This window comes from uncultured Croceicoccus sp., from assembly GCF_947496385.1.
In the GTDB taxonomy this organism is placed as follows: domain Bacteria; phylum Pseudomonadota; class Alphaproteobacteria; order Sphingomonadales; family Sphingomonadaceae; genus Croceicoccus.
On the sequence record NZ_CANMCP010000004.1, the window covers coordinates 284775 to 300922 of the forward strand.

Sequence of the window (16148 nt, forward strand, 5' to 3'; positions counted from 1 at the left end):
CCAAATGGGATATCCGCGATGGATCTGAACTTTACCCCCGAAGACGAAGCCTTCCGCGAGGAGGTTCGTGCATTTCTGAAGGAAAAACTGCCCGCGCGGCTTTCCGACAAGGTGCGCACCGGCAAGCATCTGACCAAGCAGGACATGGAGGAATGGCACGCCATCCTCAACGAACGCGGCTGGCTCGCGCCGCACTGGCCGGAAAAACACGGTGGCACGGGGTGGAGCGTGACGCAGCGTTTCATCTTCGAGGTGGAAACGGCGATGGCGCATTCGCCGCGCGTCGTGCCCTTCGGCCTGTCGATGCTGGCCCCGGTGCTCATCAAATATGGCAGCGAGGCGCAGAAGGATCACTGGCTGCCGCGCATTCTCGACGGGACCGACTGGTGGTGCCAGGGGTATAGCGAGCCGGGCGCCGGCTCCGACCTTGCCAGCCTCAAGACGCAGGCCGTGCGCGAGGGCGATCATTACATCGTCAACGGACAGAAGACCTGGACCACGCTGGGGCAGTTTGCGGACCATATCTTCTGCCTCGTGCGGACCGACAATTCGGGCAAGAAACAGGAGGGCATCTCCTTCCTGCTCATCGACATGGCGACGCCGGGGATCGAGGTGCGCCCGATCCGCCTGCTCGACGGCGATGCGGAGGTGAACGAGGTCTTCTTCACCGACGTGAAGGTGCCGGTCGAAAATCTCGTGGGCGAGGAGAACAAGGGCTGGACCTATGCGAAATATCTGCTGACCTACGAACGCACCAATATCGCGGGCGTGGGCATGAGCATGGCCGCCTTCGAACAGTTGAAGGAGGTTGCGCAGCGCCAGACCCGCAATGGCAAGCCGCTCGCCGAAAATCCGATGTTCGCCGCGCGCATGGCGAAGCTGGAAATCGACCTTGAAAACATGAAGACGACGAACCTGCGCGTCCTCTACGAAGCAGGGCAGGGCAAGGCGCCGATGGCCGAAAGCTCTATGCTGAAAATCCGGGGGACCGAGATCCGGCAGGAAATTTCCGACCTCATGCGCCGCGCGGCCGGGCGTTATGCGCAGCCCTTCATTGGCGAGGCGCTCGAGGAAGGCTTCAACGGCGAACCGGTCGGCCCGGCATTTGCTGCGCCTGTATCCGCGCAATATTTCAACTATCGCAAGCTATCGATCTTCGGCGGCTCCAACGAGGTGCAGCGCGAGATCATCAGCAAATCTATTCTGGAGCTTTGAGCCATGGATTTTTCCCTTGGGCAGGACCGGCAGATGCTGGTCGATTCGCTCGGGCGATATCTGTCGGCGAATTTCGATTTCTCAACCCGCGAAAAGGCGCTCGTCTCGGCGGAGGGGTTTTCCCGTGACATGTGGGCGGGCCTGGCCGAGCTGGGCGTGATCGGTGCATTGTTCACCGAGGATGCCGGCGGTTACGGCGGCGGTGCGTTCGACATTGGCGCGGTGTTCGGCGAAATCGGCCGGGCGATCGCGCTCGGCCCGTTCCTCGGCACGTTGATGGCGGGCCGTGTCCTGCAGGCCGCGGGTGAAACCGATGTGATCGAATCGCTGATTTCGGGCGAGACGATCGTGACCTTCGCGCACGAACCCGCCATCGATGGCGAGGGCGTCATGGCCGATCCGGCAAGTACGACCCGCGCAGGCGAGGGGTGGACGGTGTCCGGCGCGAAGGGTGTCGTGCCCTATCTCGCCGGGGCGGACGTCATCCTCGTCACCGCGGAAACCGATGGCGGCCTGTCGACCTTTCTCGTCGAGCGGGGAGCCGATGGCGTGACGGTCAGCGATTACCCCCTCGTCGATGGCGGATCGGCGGGCGAGCTTACCATGAAGGACGCGCCCGCGCGCCTGATCGGAGAGGCCGGCGCGGCGCAGGATGCCATCGACGATGCGATCGCCGCGGGGCTGGTCGCGCTGTCGTGGGAGGCGGTGGCGGTCATGGACGTGCTGCGCGCCAGCACGCTCGACTACATGAAGACGCGCAAGCAGTTCGGCATCCCCATCGGCAAGTTTCAGGCGTTGCAGCATCGCATGGCGACCGTCGCTCTGGAAATCGAGCAGGCGCGCTCTGCGGCGATCAATGCCGCCGCCATGCTGCACGAAGACCCGGTGAAGCGCGACCGTGCCGCATCGGCCGCGAAATACACGGTCGGCAAGACCGGCGTGCTCGCAGCGGAAGAGGCGCTGCAACTGCATGGCGGGATCGGCATGACGTGGGAACTGCCGCTCTCACACTATGCAAAACGCATGATCATGATCGGCAGCGAACTCGGCGGCGAGGACGAGCATCTGGAACGCTTCATCGCACTGGGTCAGAAAGCGGCCTGACAAAACGACGAAGGGGGCCGACTTCGCCCCCTTCGCCATTCATCCTCATCGGCCATGCTGCTCTCTCGACCCCGCAGCATGGCCGTTTTTCGTGTGGATCGCGTCAGTAGCCCGACAAGCGCGCGAGCCGGTCTGCATGGTAATCGGCATCGCCGAACATTTCGGCCAGGACACGCTGCCGCTTCATGTAGAAGCCGACGTCATATTCGTCGGTCATCCCGATGCCGCCGTGCATCTGCACCGCCTCCTGCACCGCGAGCGCCGCGCTGTTGCCGGCCATGGCCTTGGCGACATGGACATGCCGCTCCGCCTCCGGATCGCCCTCGTCGAGCGCCTGCTGCGCCTTGAGCACGGCGGCGCGCGCCACCTCCATCTCGCAATAGAGATGCGCGGCCCGGTGTTGCAGCGCCTGGAAACTGCCGATGATCTGCCCGAATTGCTTGCGTTCGCGCAGATAGGCAGTCGTCATGTCGGCGGCGCCGTTGGCCACGCCGACAAGCTCCGCCGCCGCGCCCGTGCGCACGGCGCCGAGCACGCGGTCGAGCACATCGGCCCCGCGCCCCACCTCGCCCACGACCGCATCGCCATCGACCTCCACGCCATCGAACATGACGCGCGCCGCCATGCTCGCATCGGCAAGCCGGTCGGCATCCGCCGTCACGCCATCGGTGTCGCGCGGTACGGCGAACAGCGTGATGCCGTCGCGATCGCTTTCGTCACCCGAACTGCGCGCCGTGACGAGCAGCACGTCCGCAACATGACCGTGCGCGACGAATTGCTTGGCCCCGTCGAGGCGGAAGCCATTGCCGCTTTTCGTCGCGGTCGCGGCCACGCGGTGCGGGCGATGGCGCGTCGTTTCCTCAAAGGCGAGCGCCGCCACGCTTTCGCCCGCGACGATTCCCGGCATCCAGCGTTGGCGGATATGGTCGCCGGCCATGTTCAACGCGGTCACCGCGCCGACCGCGGTCGAAAGAAACGGTGAGGGCGTAAGGTTACGGCCGATTTCCTCCAGCACGATGCCCGCCTCGACATGGCCGAGGCCGAGCCCGTCATCGGCCTCACCCGCCAGAATGCCGGTAAAGCCCATCTCGGCGAACTGCCGCCAGACATCGGGCGAAAACCCGTGGGAATCGCCCGCATCGCGCAAGGCCCGCATGTGCGACACCGGCGCGTTCCCGGCGATGAAGGGGCGCGCGCTATCGGCGAGCATGTCCTGATCTTCGTTCCAGTACATCGGCATGGGTCAGGCTCCCGGCAGGTTCAAGATGCGCTTGGCAATGATGTTGAGCTGAATCTCGGAGGTGCCCCCCTCGATCGAATTGGCCTTCGTGCGCAGCCAGCTTCGCGCGGCCACGCCGCCATGGCTGCGCCCGCTGTCCCATTCCAGCGCGTCGGCGCCGCCCGCCGCCATCATCAGCTCGTGGCGGTCCTTGTTGAGCTCGGTGCCGTAATATTTCATCATCGAGGGTTGCGCCGGGTCCGCCTTCCCGGCTTTCAGCATGTCGATGAACCGCTCCGACATGGCCTGAAACGCGGCGGCGCGGACCTCGAATGCTGCGATCCGTGCGCGCAGCATCGGATCGTCGAGGCGACCGTCCGCCTCCGCGCCGAGATGGGCAAGCGCCCGTTCGGGCAGCGATTGCTCGCTCGCGCGAAGCCCCATGCCGGAGATCATCTCCCGTTCGTGGCCGAGCAGATATTTCGCCACGTTCCAGCCCTTGTTGATCTCGCCGACGACGTTCTCCTTCGGGACTTTCACATCGTCGAAGAACGTTTCGCAAAACGGCGAATTGCCGGAGATCAGCAGGATCGGCTTGGTCGAGACACCGGGCGATTCCATGTCGAACAGGAGGAAGGAAATGCCCCCCTGCTTCGACGATGTATCCGTCCGCACGAGGCAGAAGATCATGTCCGCCTTGTCCGCGTAGCTGGTCCACACCTTCTGTCCGTTGACGAGGAAATGGTCGCCCTTGTCCTCCGCCCGCGTGGCCAGGCTGGCGAGATCGGAGCCGGCGTTCGGCTCGCTATACCCCTGGCACCAGCGGATTTCGCCGCGCGCGATTTTCGGCAGATGCTCCTTCTTCTGCGCTTCGGTTCCGTATTTCAGCAATGCGGGGCCAAGCATCGAAATGCCGAAGCTGTAGAGCGGGGTGCGGCAACCAAGCGCGGCCATCTCCTGTTTCAGCACCTTGGCCTCCGCCGGGGCGAGGCCGCCGCCGCCATATTCGGTCGGCCAGTCGGGCACGGTCCACCCGCGCTCGCCCATGATCCGCAGCCAGTCGGCCTGCGCCTGCGACGAGGGTTCGAACCGCCGCCCGCCCCATGCGACATCGTCGGCGCTTTTGGGCGGCGTGCGCATTTCGGGCGGGCAGTTCATCTCCAGCCAGCGGCGCGTTTCGCGGCGAAAATCGTCGAGCGCGGCCTCAGCCATTGAAACGCTCCCCCTTCGCCGCCTTGTCCTTCATCATCTGCGACAGCTTGAGGCCCGGCATGCGAGCCCCGTGTTTTTCAAGGCCGGCGACCACGGTATCCAGCCCGATCGTATCGGCCCAGAACATCGGCCCGCCGGTATAGGACGGCCAGCCATAGCCATAGAGCCACACCATATCGATGTCGGAGGCCCGCTGCGCGATCCCTTCCTCGAGGATGAGCGCGCCTTCGTTCACCATGGGGTAGAGCAGGCGCTCGCGGATTTCATCATCCGAAATCTCGCGCTGTTCCTTGCCCGATTTGCGGGCGAAATCGCGGACGATTGCGTTGACTTCCTCCGACGGGGTGCGCTGGCGTTTCTCGTCGTAGTCGTAGAAGCCCTTGCCGGTCTTTTGTCCCCAGCGGCCCCGTTCGCACAGCACTTCGCGCACGGTCGAACTGCTCGACGTTTCCTTTTTCCAGCCGAGGTCCAGCCCGGCCAGGTCGCCCATCTGGAACGGGCCCATCGGGAATCCGAAATCGAGCAGTACCCGGTCGATCTGATCGGGCAGCGCCCCTTCCATGAGCAGGGCATTGGCCTGTTCCTGCCGCGCGGACAGCATGCGATTGCCGATGAAGCCGTGGCACACGCCGGAAATGACCGCGACCTTGCCGATGGTCTTGGCCAGCTTCATCGAGGTGGCGAGCACGTTCGCCGCGGTCTTGTCCCCGCGCACGATTTCGAGCAGCTTCATCACGTTCGCGGGCGAGAAGAAGTGCAGGCCGATGACCCATTCCGGGCGCCCGGTGCATGCCGCGATCTCGTTCACGTCGAGATAGCTGGTGTTGCTGGCGAGGATGGCGCCGGGTTTCGCGATGGCATCGAGCTTGGTGAAGACCTCCTTCTTGATCTCCATCAGCTCGAAGACCGCCTCGATAATGAGGTCGCAATCGGCCAGATCGTCATAGCTGAGCGAGGGGGTCAGGTGGCCCATCGCCTGTTCGACCTGCGCGTCGGTGATGCGGCCCTTCTTTGCCGTGTTCTCGTAATTCTTGCGGATGATGCCGGTCCCGCGGTCGAGCGCCTCCTGCTTCATCTCGACGATGGTGACGGGGATGCCCGCGGACAGGAAATTCATCGCAATGCCGCCGCCCATGGTGCCCGCGCCGATGATGCCGACCTTTTTGATCGGCAGGATCTCGGTATCGTTGGGCAGGTCGTCGATCTTCTGTGCCGCGCGTTCGGCGAAGAACACGTGGCGCAGCGCGGCCGATTGCGTGCCGTTCATCAGTTTCATGAACAATTCACGCTCGACCTTGACGCCCTCCTCGTACGGTTTCGCGACCGCGGCCTCGACCGTCTGGATGCACGCTTCGGGCGCGTCGAAGCCTTTGAGCTTGCGGGCGTTCTTCTGGCGGAACTGCGCGAACACGTCGTCGGGTGCGGCATGGATGCGGTCGTCACGGCGGCTGGACACCGGGTGGCTGTCGCGGTCGGCGACCTCGCGGGCAAAGGCGATGGCGTCCGCCTCCAGCGTGTCGGCATCGGTGAGCCTGTCGACGAGGCCGAGCGTTTCGGCCTTCGTGGCGGAAATCGGATTGCCGGACACGATCATGTCGAGCGCGGCCTCCACCCCCACCACGCGGGGCAGACGCTGCGTTCCGCCCGCGCCGGGGAGCAGGCCGAGCTTCACCTCCGGCAGGCCCAGCTTCGCCGATTTCGCCGCGATCCGGTAATGGCAGCCCAGCGCCACCTCCAGCCCGCCGCCCAGCGCGGTGCCGTGGATCGCCGCCACGACCGGCTTGGCGCAGCTCTCGATCGTGTCGATGACGGTCGGCAGGCCGGGTTCGACCGGCGGCTTGCCGAATTCGGTGATGTCGGCGCCGGCATGGAACGTGCGCCCGTCGCACCGGATCACGACCGCCGCGACCGCGTCGTCATTGCGCGCCTGTTCCATGGCGGCGGACAACCCTTGGCGGACCGCGGCGCCCAGTGCGTTGACCGGCGGGTTGTCACTCGTGACGATCAGGACATTGCCGTCGATGCGGGTGGATACAGCGGACATGGGCTCTCCTTGGGAAAATTTATGAATCTATCGTTGGCGCGCGGCTGCGCGGTGCATACCTCACATTCTAACATACGCCGGAGCAAATCAAGTGCCCTTTGCAGAATTGACTTGAAACGTAACGGACGCAGCCATAGCCTGTAGGCCGAAGCTCGGGATAAAACAGCAAACCCGAACTATGAAATCCTGCAAAAAGGATCGGGACATGGATGCGCAATCGGCACAGATCGAAGCGGCGGGCGGCGCGGCCGGCTGGCCCGCGATGACCATTGCGGAGGCGACGGCGGCGCTGACCGCGCCCGGCGCCCTTTTCGAAATGGAAGAGGTGGAGATCGGCGGCAGGCCGCTGCGCACGTGGAAGAATCAGCCGCGCACGCTCGCCGCGCTGGCCCGGCGCGCGCGGGACATGTTCGGCACCCGCGAATTCATCATCTACGAAGACGACCGGGTCACCTAAGACGGGTGGTTCCGGGCCGTGTGCGCGCTCGCGCTCGCCTTGCGCGACGCAGGCGTGGGCAAGGGCGACCGCGTCGCCATCGCCATGCGCAACCTTCCCGAATGGCCCGTCGCATTCTTTGCCGCGACCGCCATCGGCGCCATCGCCGTCCCGCTCAATGCGTGGTGGACCGGGGGCGAGCTTGCCTATGGCCTCGCCGATTCGGGGGCGAAGCTGCTCATCTGCGATTATCGGCGGTCGTGCGATATCGCGCCGTTTCTTGGGCAGCTTCCCGAATTGGGGGATGTGTGGGTCGCGCGGGCGCAGGGTCGCGCCATGGCCGACGATACGACGCCGCTGGAATCGCGGATCGGGCCGGCTTCGGGCTATGGCGACCTGCCCGAACGCGATCTTCCGGACGAAAATGCCGATCCCGACGATGGCGCGACGATTTTTTATACCAGCGGAACGACGGGAAAGCCCAAAGGGGCGCTCGGCACCCACCGCAACATATTGACCTGCACGCTGACCGGCGCATTCGCATCGCAGCGTTCGGCGCTGCGCCGGGGCGAGGTTCCGGCGGAAAAGCCCGCGCGCACGGGGCTGCTCGTCATTCCGCTGTTTCATGTGACGGCCTGCAATTCCTCGCTCATGGGGACGTTGATGGCGGGCAACCGGCTCGTCATGATGCGCAAATGGGACGCCGGCAAGGCGCTCGCGCTGATCGAGCGGGAGAAGGTCAACACGACCGGCGGCGTTCCCGCGATCGCCTGGCAGATCATCGAGCACCCGGACCGGGAAAAGTACGATCTCTCCTCGCTCGAACTCATCTCCTATGGCGGGGCGCCATCCGCGCCGGAGCTGGTGCGGCGCATCGGCGGCGATCTGAAATCGCTGCCGGGCAATGGATATGGCATGACGGAGACGTCGGCGACCGTGACCTTCCACGGGGCGGAGGATTACGTGAACCGCCCCGAAAGCTGCGGCCCGCCGATGCCCGTGACCGACCTCAGAATCATGGACGTGGACACGGCGACGCCCCTTCCCACCGGCGCGGTCGGCGAATTGTGGGTGCGGGGGCCGCAGGTGGTGAAAGGATACTGGAACCGGCCGGAGGAGACGGCCGAGGCCTTTGTCGATGGTTGGGTCCGGACCGGCGACATCGCCCGGCTGGACGAGGAAGGCTTTCTCACCATCGTCGACCGGGCGAAGGACATCGTCATCCGCGGGGGCGAGAACATCTATTCCTCGGAGGTGGAAAACGTCCTCTACGAACATCCCGCCGTCACCGATGCCGCGCTGGTCGGTATTCCGGACAAGGTGCTGGGCGAGCAGCCGGCCGCCGTCGTGCATTGCGCACCGGGCCGCACCGCGAGCGAGGCGGAGCTGCAGCAATGGGTGCGCGAACGGCTCGCCGGGTTCAAGGTGCCGGTGCGCGTGCTGTTTCAGAGCGAACCGCTGCCGCGCAACGCCAATGGCAAGATTTTGAAGGCGGAACTCAAACGGCTCTTTGCCTGAACGCCGCGATGCCGGGGCGGGGCCTCAGGCGAAGATGCTGACCATTTGCGAGCCTGTGGCGATCGCCTCGCCATCCGCGTTCCAGATCGCCATGGATTGCGCGGACAGGCCGTCCTGCGCGTGCCCGGTCCGGGTTTCGAGCAGCCACCAGCCGTCCCGGCTGCGCGGTTCGGCCGTCAGGAAATGAACTGTCCACATCGCGGAAGAGACGGGCCCCGGCTCGCGCATGAGCGTTGCGGCCCCGGGCGGCAGGGCATCGCCGACGGCGAGCAGTTCGGCAAACGGATCCAGCCCGTCACGATCCCGCAACCGTACCCAGTGGCGCAGCACCGGCTCGCCATTGTTTTCGCGCGGCGAGGCATCCGCATAGTCGAAATTATGCGTGAAAAGCGGGGCGTGCTGCTTCTTTGACGCGGGTGCCTGTTCGGGCGGAATGACGGACGGCGCGGGGGCGGGGGCGAACGACACGGCCGATTCGCGCGCAGCCATGAACAGGAACGTGCCATGCCATGCGGTGGTATCGCCGCTGTGGAGATCGGCGGTGACGAAGGCGCTCGACCGGCCGCGCCGCAGCACGCTGGCCTCGGCGCGCAGGGTGCCCGATATGGGGCCGGCAAAGGCGATCTGCACGCTCCGCAACGGGGGCAGGTCGGGCGCTGCGGCCCGTGCTGCGCAATAGGCCGCCGCCGTGCTCAACCCGCCATAGGCCGTGCGCCCCTGCGTCCAGCCATCGGGCACCTCCATCGCGAGCCGGCCTGCATCGTCCCGCGCCATGTCGAGCAGCCGGGCCAGGTTCGGGGTTTGCATCGTCGCGTCACTCTTTCTCGTACAACAGGCCGGTTACCAGGCGGCCGCACCCTTGTTTCCGCCCGGTCGCCGCGCGGTGGGATGCGAGGTGGACAGCCCGCCGTCAACCGCAATCGCCTGCCCATGGACATAGCTTGCCTCGTCGGAGGCGAGGAAGAGCGCGGTGTGCGCGATTTCCTCCGGCTCGCCGCCGCGCTGCAACGGGTTGAGCTGGCCGATCCGGTCCGCCTTGCCCGCCGCGCGCGCCTGTTCATATGCGCTGCGCGTCATGCCCGTCTCGATAAGGCCGGGACAGATCGCATTGATCCGCACCCCCGTCCCGGCGAGCTGCTGCGCCGCGGTCTGTACCAGGTTGATGACGCCCGCCTTCGACGCGGAATATTGCGCCGGTCCCGCGCCCGATCGCAGGCCGGCGACGCTCGCGGTGCACACGATCGCCCCGCCGCCACGCTCCGCAATCGCCGGCGCTGCAAGCTTCACCGCCAGGAACGGCCCGATCACATTGACGCGCAGCACATCCATCCAGTCTTCGGCACTGGCATCGAAGAAACCACCGCGCGGGCCCCCGGTGATCCCCGCATTGGCGTAAAATATGTCCAGCCCGCCAAAATCGTCCTTCGCGCGGGCGATGGCGATACCGATGTCGTCCTCCGACGCCGCATCGCCCGTCACGGCCACGGCCTGCCCGCCATCGCTGCGAATCGTATCGACGGTCGCGGCGACGTCCTCGGTCCGGTCGAAGGCGACGATCGATGCGCCCTCGCGCGCGAACAGGATCGCGCTGGCCCGGCCGATGCCCGATGCCGCGCCGGTGACGATGGCGACCTTGCCGGAGAGACGCGCGCTCATATCGTGATGCCGCCGTCGACGACCATCATCTGCCCCGTCATCCACGCGCCCGCCTGCGACGAAAGGTAGATCGCCGCGCCCGCAATATCGCGCGGATCGCCGAGCCGGCGCATGGGCGTGCGGGCGGCGGTTGCGTCGTGCACCTCTTCATCCTCCCACAGGGCGCGGGCGAAATCGGTCTTCACCACGCCGGGCGCGATCGCGTTGACCCGGACGTTATGCTTGCCGTTTTCCACCGCGTAATTGCGGACGAGCTGAAAATCCGCGGCCTTCGACACGTTATAGGCGCCGATGGTGTCCGACCCGCGCAGGCCCCCGATGCTCGACACGATGACGATGGCGCCGTCCTTCTTCGCGCGCATGTCGGGGAGCGCCATCTGGCACAGCCAGTGGTTCGACAGCACGTTATTGTCGAGGATCTTGCGGAACTGGTCATCCTCGATCCCGTCCATCGACCCGTAATAGGGATTGCTCGCCGCGTTGCAGACCATGATGTCGACCGGGCCGAGATCGCTGCGCACCTTGTGCATCATGGCTTGCAACGCATCCTTGGACGAGATGCTCGCCGCGATGGGAATTGCGGTGCCCTTGCCGTGGCGTTCGTCGATTTCGCGGGCGACATCCTCGCACGCGTCCTGCTTGCGGCTGCTGATGACGACTTTTGCGCCATGGGCGGCCATCTCCTCGGCGATGGCGCGACCGATCCCGCGCGAGGATCCGGTAACGACGGCGATTTTTCCGGTGAGATCGAATAGGGACATGGGGTAAACTCCTGGCGAATAGGGAAAAAAGGGCGTCAGCCGCGGGCGCCGGCGGCCTGCGCGAAACGCCACGCCTGCTGCGCGAGCGGAACGAGCCGGGCCACGGTCCGCTCGGCCTCGGCGCTGGAGGCATTGCCGTCGATCATGCGCTTCTTGATACCCTGCACGATGCCGACGAGGCGGAACAGATTATACGCGAAATACCAGTTGAGATCGGGCACGTCGGTCATGCCCGTCCGCTCGCAATAGATCCGCGTTGCCGTATCGAGCGAGGGAATGCCCAGCGCGTCGAGATCGAGCCCGCCAAGCTGCGCCCCGCGGTCCCCGTGCGGCATCGCCCAGTTCATCGCGAGATAGGCAAAATCGGCCAGCGGATCGCCCAGCGTCGACAATTCCCAGTCGAGCATGGCGCGGACCGTGGCGCTGTCGGGTGCATAGATCAGGTTGTCGATGCGGTAATCGCCGTGGATGATCGCGGTGCGCCCCTGCGGCGGAAGCGTGGCCGGCAACCATTCGATCAGCTGCTCGACCTCCGCAATCTCGTCCGTCTGGGAGGCGCGATATTGCTTGGTCCAGCGGCGCACCTGCCGTTCGAAATAATTGCCGGGCGCCCCGTAATCGCCCAGCCCCACCGCAACCGGATCGACATTGTGCAGCGTGGCGAGCGCCTCGATCATGCTGCGGTAGATCGGCCCTCGTTCCTGCGGCGTGCAATCGGGCAGGTCGCCGCGCCAGAACGTGCGCCCCTCCACCATGTCCATGACATAGAACGCCGAACCGATGACATCGTCGTCCTCGCACAGCGCATAGGGTTTCGCGACCGGCACGTCGGTGGGATAAAGCGCGCCGATCAACCGGTATTCCCGCTCCACCGCATGGGCGGACGGCAGCAGCGGGCCGAACGGCTTGCGGCGCAGCACGTAGCGGCGTTCCGGCGTGTCGAGGCGATAGGTCGGGTTCGATTGCCCGCCGGCGAATTTCGTGATCGAGGAAAGCTGCGAAAAGCCGGCGACATGCGTCTTCAGCCAGGATTGCAGCCGCGCCTGGTCGAGTTCGGCACCGCGGCCCGCGTCCGCGCCCGTATCGCCGCCGTTGTCTGGCCCGTCGTCCGTCATGGTCAAAACCGTCCCATCCTCTGTCCCGTCTTAATCTGTTTGGGGATACTCTATGTTCAAATCGGGCACGGACGCAACCCGGTACGCGCGATTATGGTCCGCCGCATCGGGCGCGAAGGGGCGATATGTTCTGCGTACACCGTCATCGGCCGTGGCTGACCTGCGGATTGTACCGAATATTCGAAAAGGGGTTGTCGGGGTGGGCGATACTCCCTTATCCCTGTGCGCGGAATCACCGGGGGACGACTTATGGCCATCGATGCGGACACGATCATCGCCGATCTGGTGGGGCAACGCTACCTGTCCGACTGGCTCACTGTGGATCAGCCGATGATCGACCGGTTCGCCGATGCTACCGGCGATCATCAATTCATCCATGTCGATCCGGAGCGCGCCGCGAAGACCCCGTTCGGCGGGACCATCGCGCACGGGTTCCTGCTCCTGTCCTTATTGCCCCGGTTGCAGGGGATGGCGGACCGGCCGGAGGTTCCGGGGCTTGTCATGGGGATCAATTACGGCACCGACCGCATCCGTTTCGTGCGCCCGGTGCTTGCGGGAAGCGACGTGCGCGCCGCGTTCCATGTTGCCGAGGTCACGCAAAAGGCACCCGACAGGTTTCAGCAGACCATCGATGTCGAACTGCACACCCGCGGGCAGGATGGGCCAGCCTTGATCGCGCGCTGGCTCGGGCAATTCGTGGTGAGGGGGTGAGCGGCGGCGCGCACATGCTGCGCGACCGGCGCGTGCCATTGGAGGGCGCGCGCAATTTCCGCGATTTCGGCGGTTATACCGGCGCGGGCGGGCGGCGTGTGCGGCGCGGCATGCTTTATCGCGCGAACCGTTTGTCGAAACTGACGCCCGGCGACATCGCCATGCTCGACACGCTCGCCATCGGGACGGTCTTCGACCTGCGCGCCCGGCGGGAGCGGGAAGCGGACGTCACCGTGTGGACCCCGCCAGCATTGCAGACCCATCATTTTCGCCCCGGACACAAGCGCCGTTTGATCGACATGGCGATGGACTATCCCGCGACGCGCGAGGGTGCGGCGGCCCTGATGCACGATTTCTATGCCGAGATGCCCTTTACCATGGCGCATGTCTTCGGCGAGATTCTCGCCCGCATTGCCGATGGCGCGGTGCCGTGCGTGATCCATTGTTCGGCGGGCAAGGACAGGACCGGCATGGCGGCGGCGCTGATCCTCGCGGCGCTGGGCGTGTCGCGGGACGATATCGTGGCGGATTACACGCTCACCGCGCTCGCGCGGCAGGACGTTTCGGATCAGGCCCGCGCGGTTCAGGGCAGCGGATCGCGCAGCGCATTCTACGAACGATTCGGCGCCGAGGCGGTGGCGGTCCTGATGGACGCGCATCCCGATTACATCGGTGCGGCATTCGACGCGATCACGGAAAAACACGGTTCGGTCGAGGGGTATCTCGACCATCTCGACGTCAACGAAAACATGCGGGACCGGCTGCGTGCCGCCCTGCTGATACAAGGAGAGGACACGCCATGAAAGCATTACTGTCGACCGCGGTGGGCGGGCCCGAAACGCTGGAGCTGAAGGATATTGCTGCGCCCGAACCGGGCGAGGGGCAGCTTGCCGTCAGGGTCCTGGCCTGCGCGATCAATTACCCCGACGTGCTCATCATCGAGGACAAGTACCAGTTCAAGCCCGAACGCCCCTTCGCGCCGGGCAGCGAGATCTGCGGCGAGGTGACGGCCATCGGCGCGGGGGTAGAGGGGTGGAGTGTCGGCGACCGGCTGATCTCGGTCACCGGGCATGGCGGGCTGGCGGAGCAGATGGTGCTCGACGCGGCAAAGGCGTTTCGCCTGCCCGGCGGGCGCGACCCGGCGGAAGGCGCGGCCTTGCTCATGACCTATGCGACCACGATCCACGCGCTGATCGACCGCGGAGAGTTGCAGGAGGGGGAAACGCTCCTCGTGCTCGGCGCGGCGGGCGGGGTCGGGCTGGCCGCCGTCGAAATCGGCAAGGCGCTGGGCGCACGGGTCGTGGCCGCCGTCTCGACCGAGGAGAAGGCACAGGCCGCGCGCGATGCGGGTGCCGACGATGTCGTGCTCTACGGCCGCGCACCGTTCGACAAGGCGGAATCGAAGGCGCTCGCCGACAAATTCAAGGCCGCCGTGGGCAAGGGCGGCGCCGATGTGATCTACGATCCGGCGGGCGGCGATTATTGCGAGCCGGCGCTGCGCTCCATCGCGTGGGAGGGGCGCTATCTCGTGGTCGGCTTCCCGGCGGGCATTCCGAAACTGCCGCTCAACCTGACCCTGCTCAAAAGCTGCGATGTGCGCGGCGTGTTCTGGGGCGCCTTTGCGCAGCGTGCGCCGGACCGGAACCGGGCCCACGTCGAACAGCTTTTCGCATGGTGGGAGGAGGGCAAGATATCGCCCCGGATCGACCGGACCTGGCCGTTGAAAGAGGGCGGCGATGCGATCCGTTGGCTCTCCGATCGCAAGGCGGTGGGCAAGGTGATCGTCACGCCGGGCTGAACGCATTTCGGCATCCCGGCACAGGAAAATGGCGGCCCCTTTCGGGACCGCCATTTTTGTTGTGCCTTCCGGACGGGTTCAGGCGACGGCCTGCAACGGCTGAGAGGAATAGTTCATCATCGCATAGTAATTGGTGCGATAGAACATGTCCTTTTCGGTTTCATTGAGATCGTCCATCGTCGCTTCGAACAGGCCGACGGGATCCTTCGTCCCTTCGGGATGCGGGAAATCGCTGGAGAACATGAAGAGTTCCGGCCCGGCCTCGCGGATCATGGCGCCGACGTCTTCCTTGGGGAAGGGCGTGAATTTCACCGCGCGGCGGATATAGTCCGACGGCTTCATGGCGAGCGCTTTCAGATACTGATCCGTCTTGCCGAATGCGCGATAGGCGTAGTCGAGCCGGCGCAGGAAATCGGGCACCCATCCCGCCCCGCTTTCGATGACGCCGCCGCGAAGGTCGGGAAACCGGTCGAACACCCCGTCATAGACCATCGCGGTCAGGAATTCCTGCGGCGCAAAACACAGCGAGGTGAAATCGGCAAAGCGCAGGTTCTCGCCCCCGCCATGAATGTCGGGCGACCGTTCGCGACCATTGTTGTGATAGCCCTTGGGCTGCGTGATGGTGCCGGTGCCGATATGCACCATGAACGGGATGCTGCGATCCGACAGCATCTGCCAGAACGCATCGTGGTCGGGATGGCCGGGCGATTTGTCGCCGCACGGCATCGGCGCCACGCCCACTGCGCCGGCGCCGGCGTCGATCGCGCGCTTCGCCTCGGCAAAGGCCATGTCCGCATCGTCGAGCGGGACATAGGCCACGTTCACGAGCCGCTTGTCCCCGTCGCAGAATTTCTGCTGCGCCATGTTGGCCGCCTTCACGAGCGCATATTTGTCGCGCAGGTTTTCGGCCCGGCCCATCGCGGCGAGGCTGGCGGTGGTAAAGACGAGCTGGCTCACGAAACCATATTTGTCGAGTATGCGCGTGCGTTCGGACGTGTCGAACGCCCCGAACGCGAGCCAGCCCTTGTCCCCGCCGATGGGGTCGGCGGCGGCGGCGGCATCCGCCTCCGGATCGTGGGCGCGGCTCTTCGCCTTTTCAATAAGGCTGACCACGCGGCCCGAGGTGTCCGCCTTGTAGAGATCGCCGTATTTGTCGCGCAGATCCTCGTCGAGAAATTCGTAGATCCAGTCCGCGGTTTCCATCGTGTGGCTGTCGGCGTCGTTGATGACGCGCCCGTATTCGTAATTCATCGTATCGCTCTCCTTGCATCCTGCCTGCCGTTCCATCGCCGGTTTGCGTCATCCGCCGGGCCATGGAGCACGCCGCGATTATGATGCACTATTAGAGTGCGAGTCAAG

13 protein-coding genes and 1 pseudogene are annotated in these 16148 nt (G+C 65.4%); 6 read left to right on the plus strand and 8 right to left on the minus strand.

The window, feature by feature from the left end; all coding sequences use genetic code 11:
• The first annotated feature begins 18 nt into the window (after positions 1-18).
• Both Q0897_RS09050 and Q0897_RS09055 read left to right on the plus strand, forming a co-directional pair.
• On the plus strand, positions 19-1215 hold the full coding sequence (locus Q0897_RS09050) for an acyl-CoA dehydrogenase family protein (RefSeq protein ID WP_299309002.1): 1197 nt from the start codon (positions 19-21) through the stop codon (positions 1213-1215).
• Between the two features lie 3 nt (positions 1216-1218).
• Positions 1219-2319, plus strand: coding sequence for an acyl-CoA dehydrogenase family protein (locus Q0897_RS09055; protein WP_299309003.1), 1101 nt, complete (start codon positions 1219-1221; stop codon positions 2317-2319).
• Positions 2320-2422: 103 nt separating this feature from the next.
• Here Q0897_RS09055 and Q0897_RS09060 read toward each other — a convergent pair whose 3' ends face one another.
• From Q0897_RS09060 to Q0897_RS09070, 3 genes are read right to left on the minus strand one after another with little or no spacing between them, the layout of a single operon-like run.
• Positions 2423-3559 (minus strand): acyl-CoA dehydrogenase family protein, encoded by a 1137-nt coding sequence (locus Q0897_RS09060; protein ID WP_299309004.1) that lies wholly within the window; start codon positions 3557-3559, stop codon positions 2423-2425.
• 3 nt (positions 3560-3562) lie between these two features.
• On the minus strand, positions 3563-4750 hold the full coding sequence (locus Q0897_RS09065) for an acyl-CoA dehydrogenase family protein (protein WP_299309005.1): 1188 nt from the start codon (positions 4748-4750) through the stop codon (positions 3563-3565).
• The gene (locus Q0897_RS09070) at positions 4743-6794 is read right to left on the minus strand and encodes a 3-hydroxyacyl-CoA dehydrogenase NAD-binding domain-containing protein (RefSeq protein WP_299309006.1); all 2052 of its coding nucleotides are present in this window, start codon (positions 6792-6794) and stop codon (positions 4743-4745) included. Before Q0897_RS09070 ends, Q0897_RS09065 begins: the two co-directional genes overlap by 8 nt.
• Before the next feature lie 205 nt (positions 6795-6999).
• Here Q0897_RS09070 and Q0897_RS09075 point away from each other — a divergent pair.
• A pseudogene (locus Q0897_RS09075) lies at positions 7000-8748 on the plus strand (AMP-binding protein).
• Positions 8749-8772: 24 nt separating this feature from the next.
• On the opposite strand, the gene Q0897_RS09080 reads toward Q0897_RS09075, so the two are convergent.
• From Q0897_RS09080 to Q0897_RS09095, 4 genes are read right to left on the minus strand one after another with little or no spacing between them, the layout of a single operon-like run.
• Positions 8773-9555, minus strand: coding sequence for a thioesterase family protein (locus Q0897_RS09080; RefSeq protein ID WP_299309007.1), 783 nt, complete (start codon positions 9553-9555; stop codon positions 8773-8775).
• A 33-nt stretch (positions 9556-9588) separates the two neighbouring features.
• Positions 9589-10404, minus strand: coding sequence for an SDR family NAD(P)-dependent oxidoreductase (locus Q0897_RS09085; RefSeq protein WP_299309008.1), 816 nt, complete (start codon positions 10402-10404; stop codon positions 9589-9591).
• Positions 10401-11165 carry an SDR family oxidoreductase gene (locus Q0897_RS09090; RefSeq protein ID WP_299309010.1) on the minus strand — a complete coding sequence of 255 codons (765 nt, stop codon included), beginning with the start codon at positions 11163-11165 and terminating at the stop codon, positions 10401-10403. Before Q0897_RS09090 ends, Q0897_RS09085 begins: the two co-directional genes overlap by 4 nt.
• 35 nt (positions 11166-11200) lie before the next feature.
• Entirely contained in the window at positions 11201-12280 is a 1080-nt protein-coding gene (locus tag Q0897_RS09095) for a phosphotransferase family protein (protein ID WP_299309107.1), read from the minus strand.
• 249 nt (positions 12281-12529) lie between these two features.
• On the opposite strand from Q0897_RS09095, the gene Q0897_RS09100 reads away from it, so the two are divergent.
• From Q0897_RS09100 to Q0897_RS09110, 3 genes are read left to right on the plus strand one after another with little or no spacing between them, the layout of a single operon-like run.
• A complete protein-coding gene (locus Q0897_RS09100) occupies positions 12530-12991 on the plus strand; it encodes a MaoC family dehydratase (RefSeq protein ID WP_299309011.1) in 462 nt (153 codons plus the stop codon).
• The gene (locus tag Q0897_RS09105; RefSeq protein ID WP_299309013.1) at positions 12988-13794 is read left to right on the plus strand and encodes a tyrosine-protein phosphatase; all 807 of its coding nucleotides are present in this window, start codon (positions 12988-12990) and stop codon (positions 13792-13794) included. The genes Q0897_RS09100 and Q0897_RS09105 overlap by 4 nt, the downstream gene beginning before the upstream one ends.
• Positions 13791-14789, plus strand: coding sequence for an NADPH:quinone oxidoreductase family protein (locus Q0897_RS09110; RefSeq protein WP_299309015.1), 999 nt, complete (start codon positions 13791-13793; stop codon positions 14787-14789). Before Q0897_RS09105 ends, Q0897_RS09110 begins: the two co-directional genes overlap by 4 nt.
• 78 nt (positions 14790-14867) lie before the next feature.
• Here the strand turns inward: Q0897_RS09110 and Q0897_RS09115 are convergent, their stop codons facing one another.
• Positions 14868-16040 (minus strand): amidohydrolase family protein, encoded by a 1173-nt coding sequence (locus Q0897_RS09115; protein ID WP_299309016.1) that lies wholly within the window; start codon positions 16038-16040, stop codon positions 14868-14870.
• Between the last annotated feature and the right edge of the window lie 108 nt (positions 16041-16148).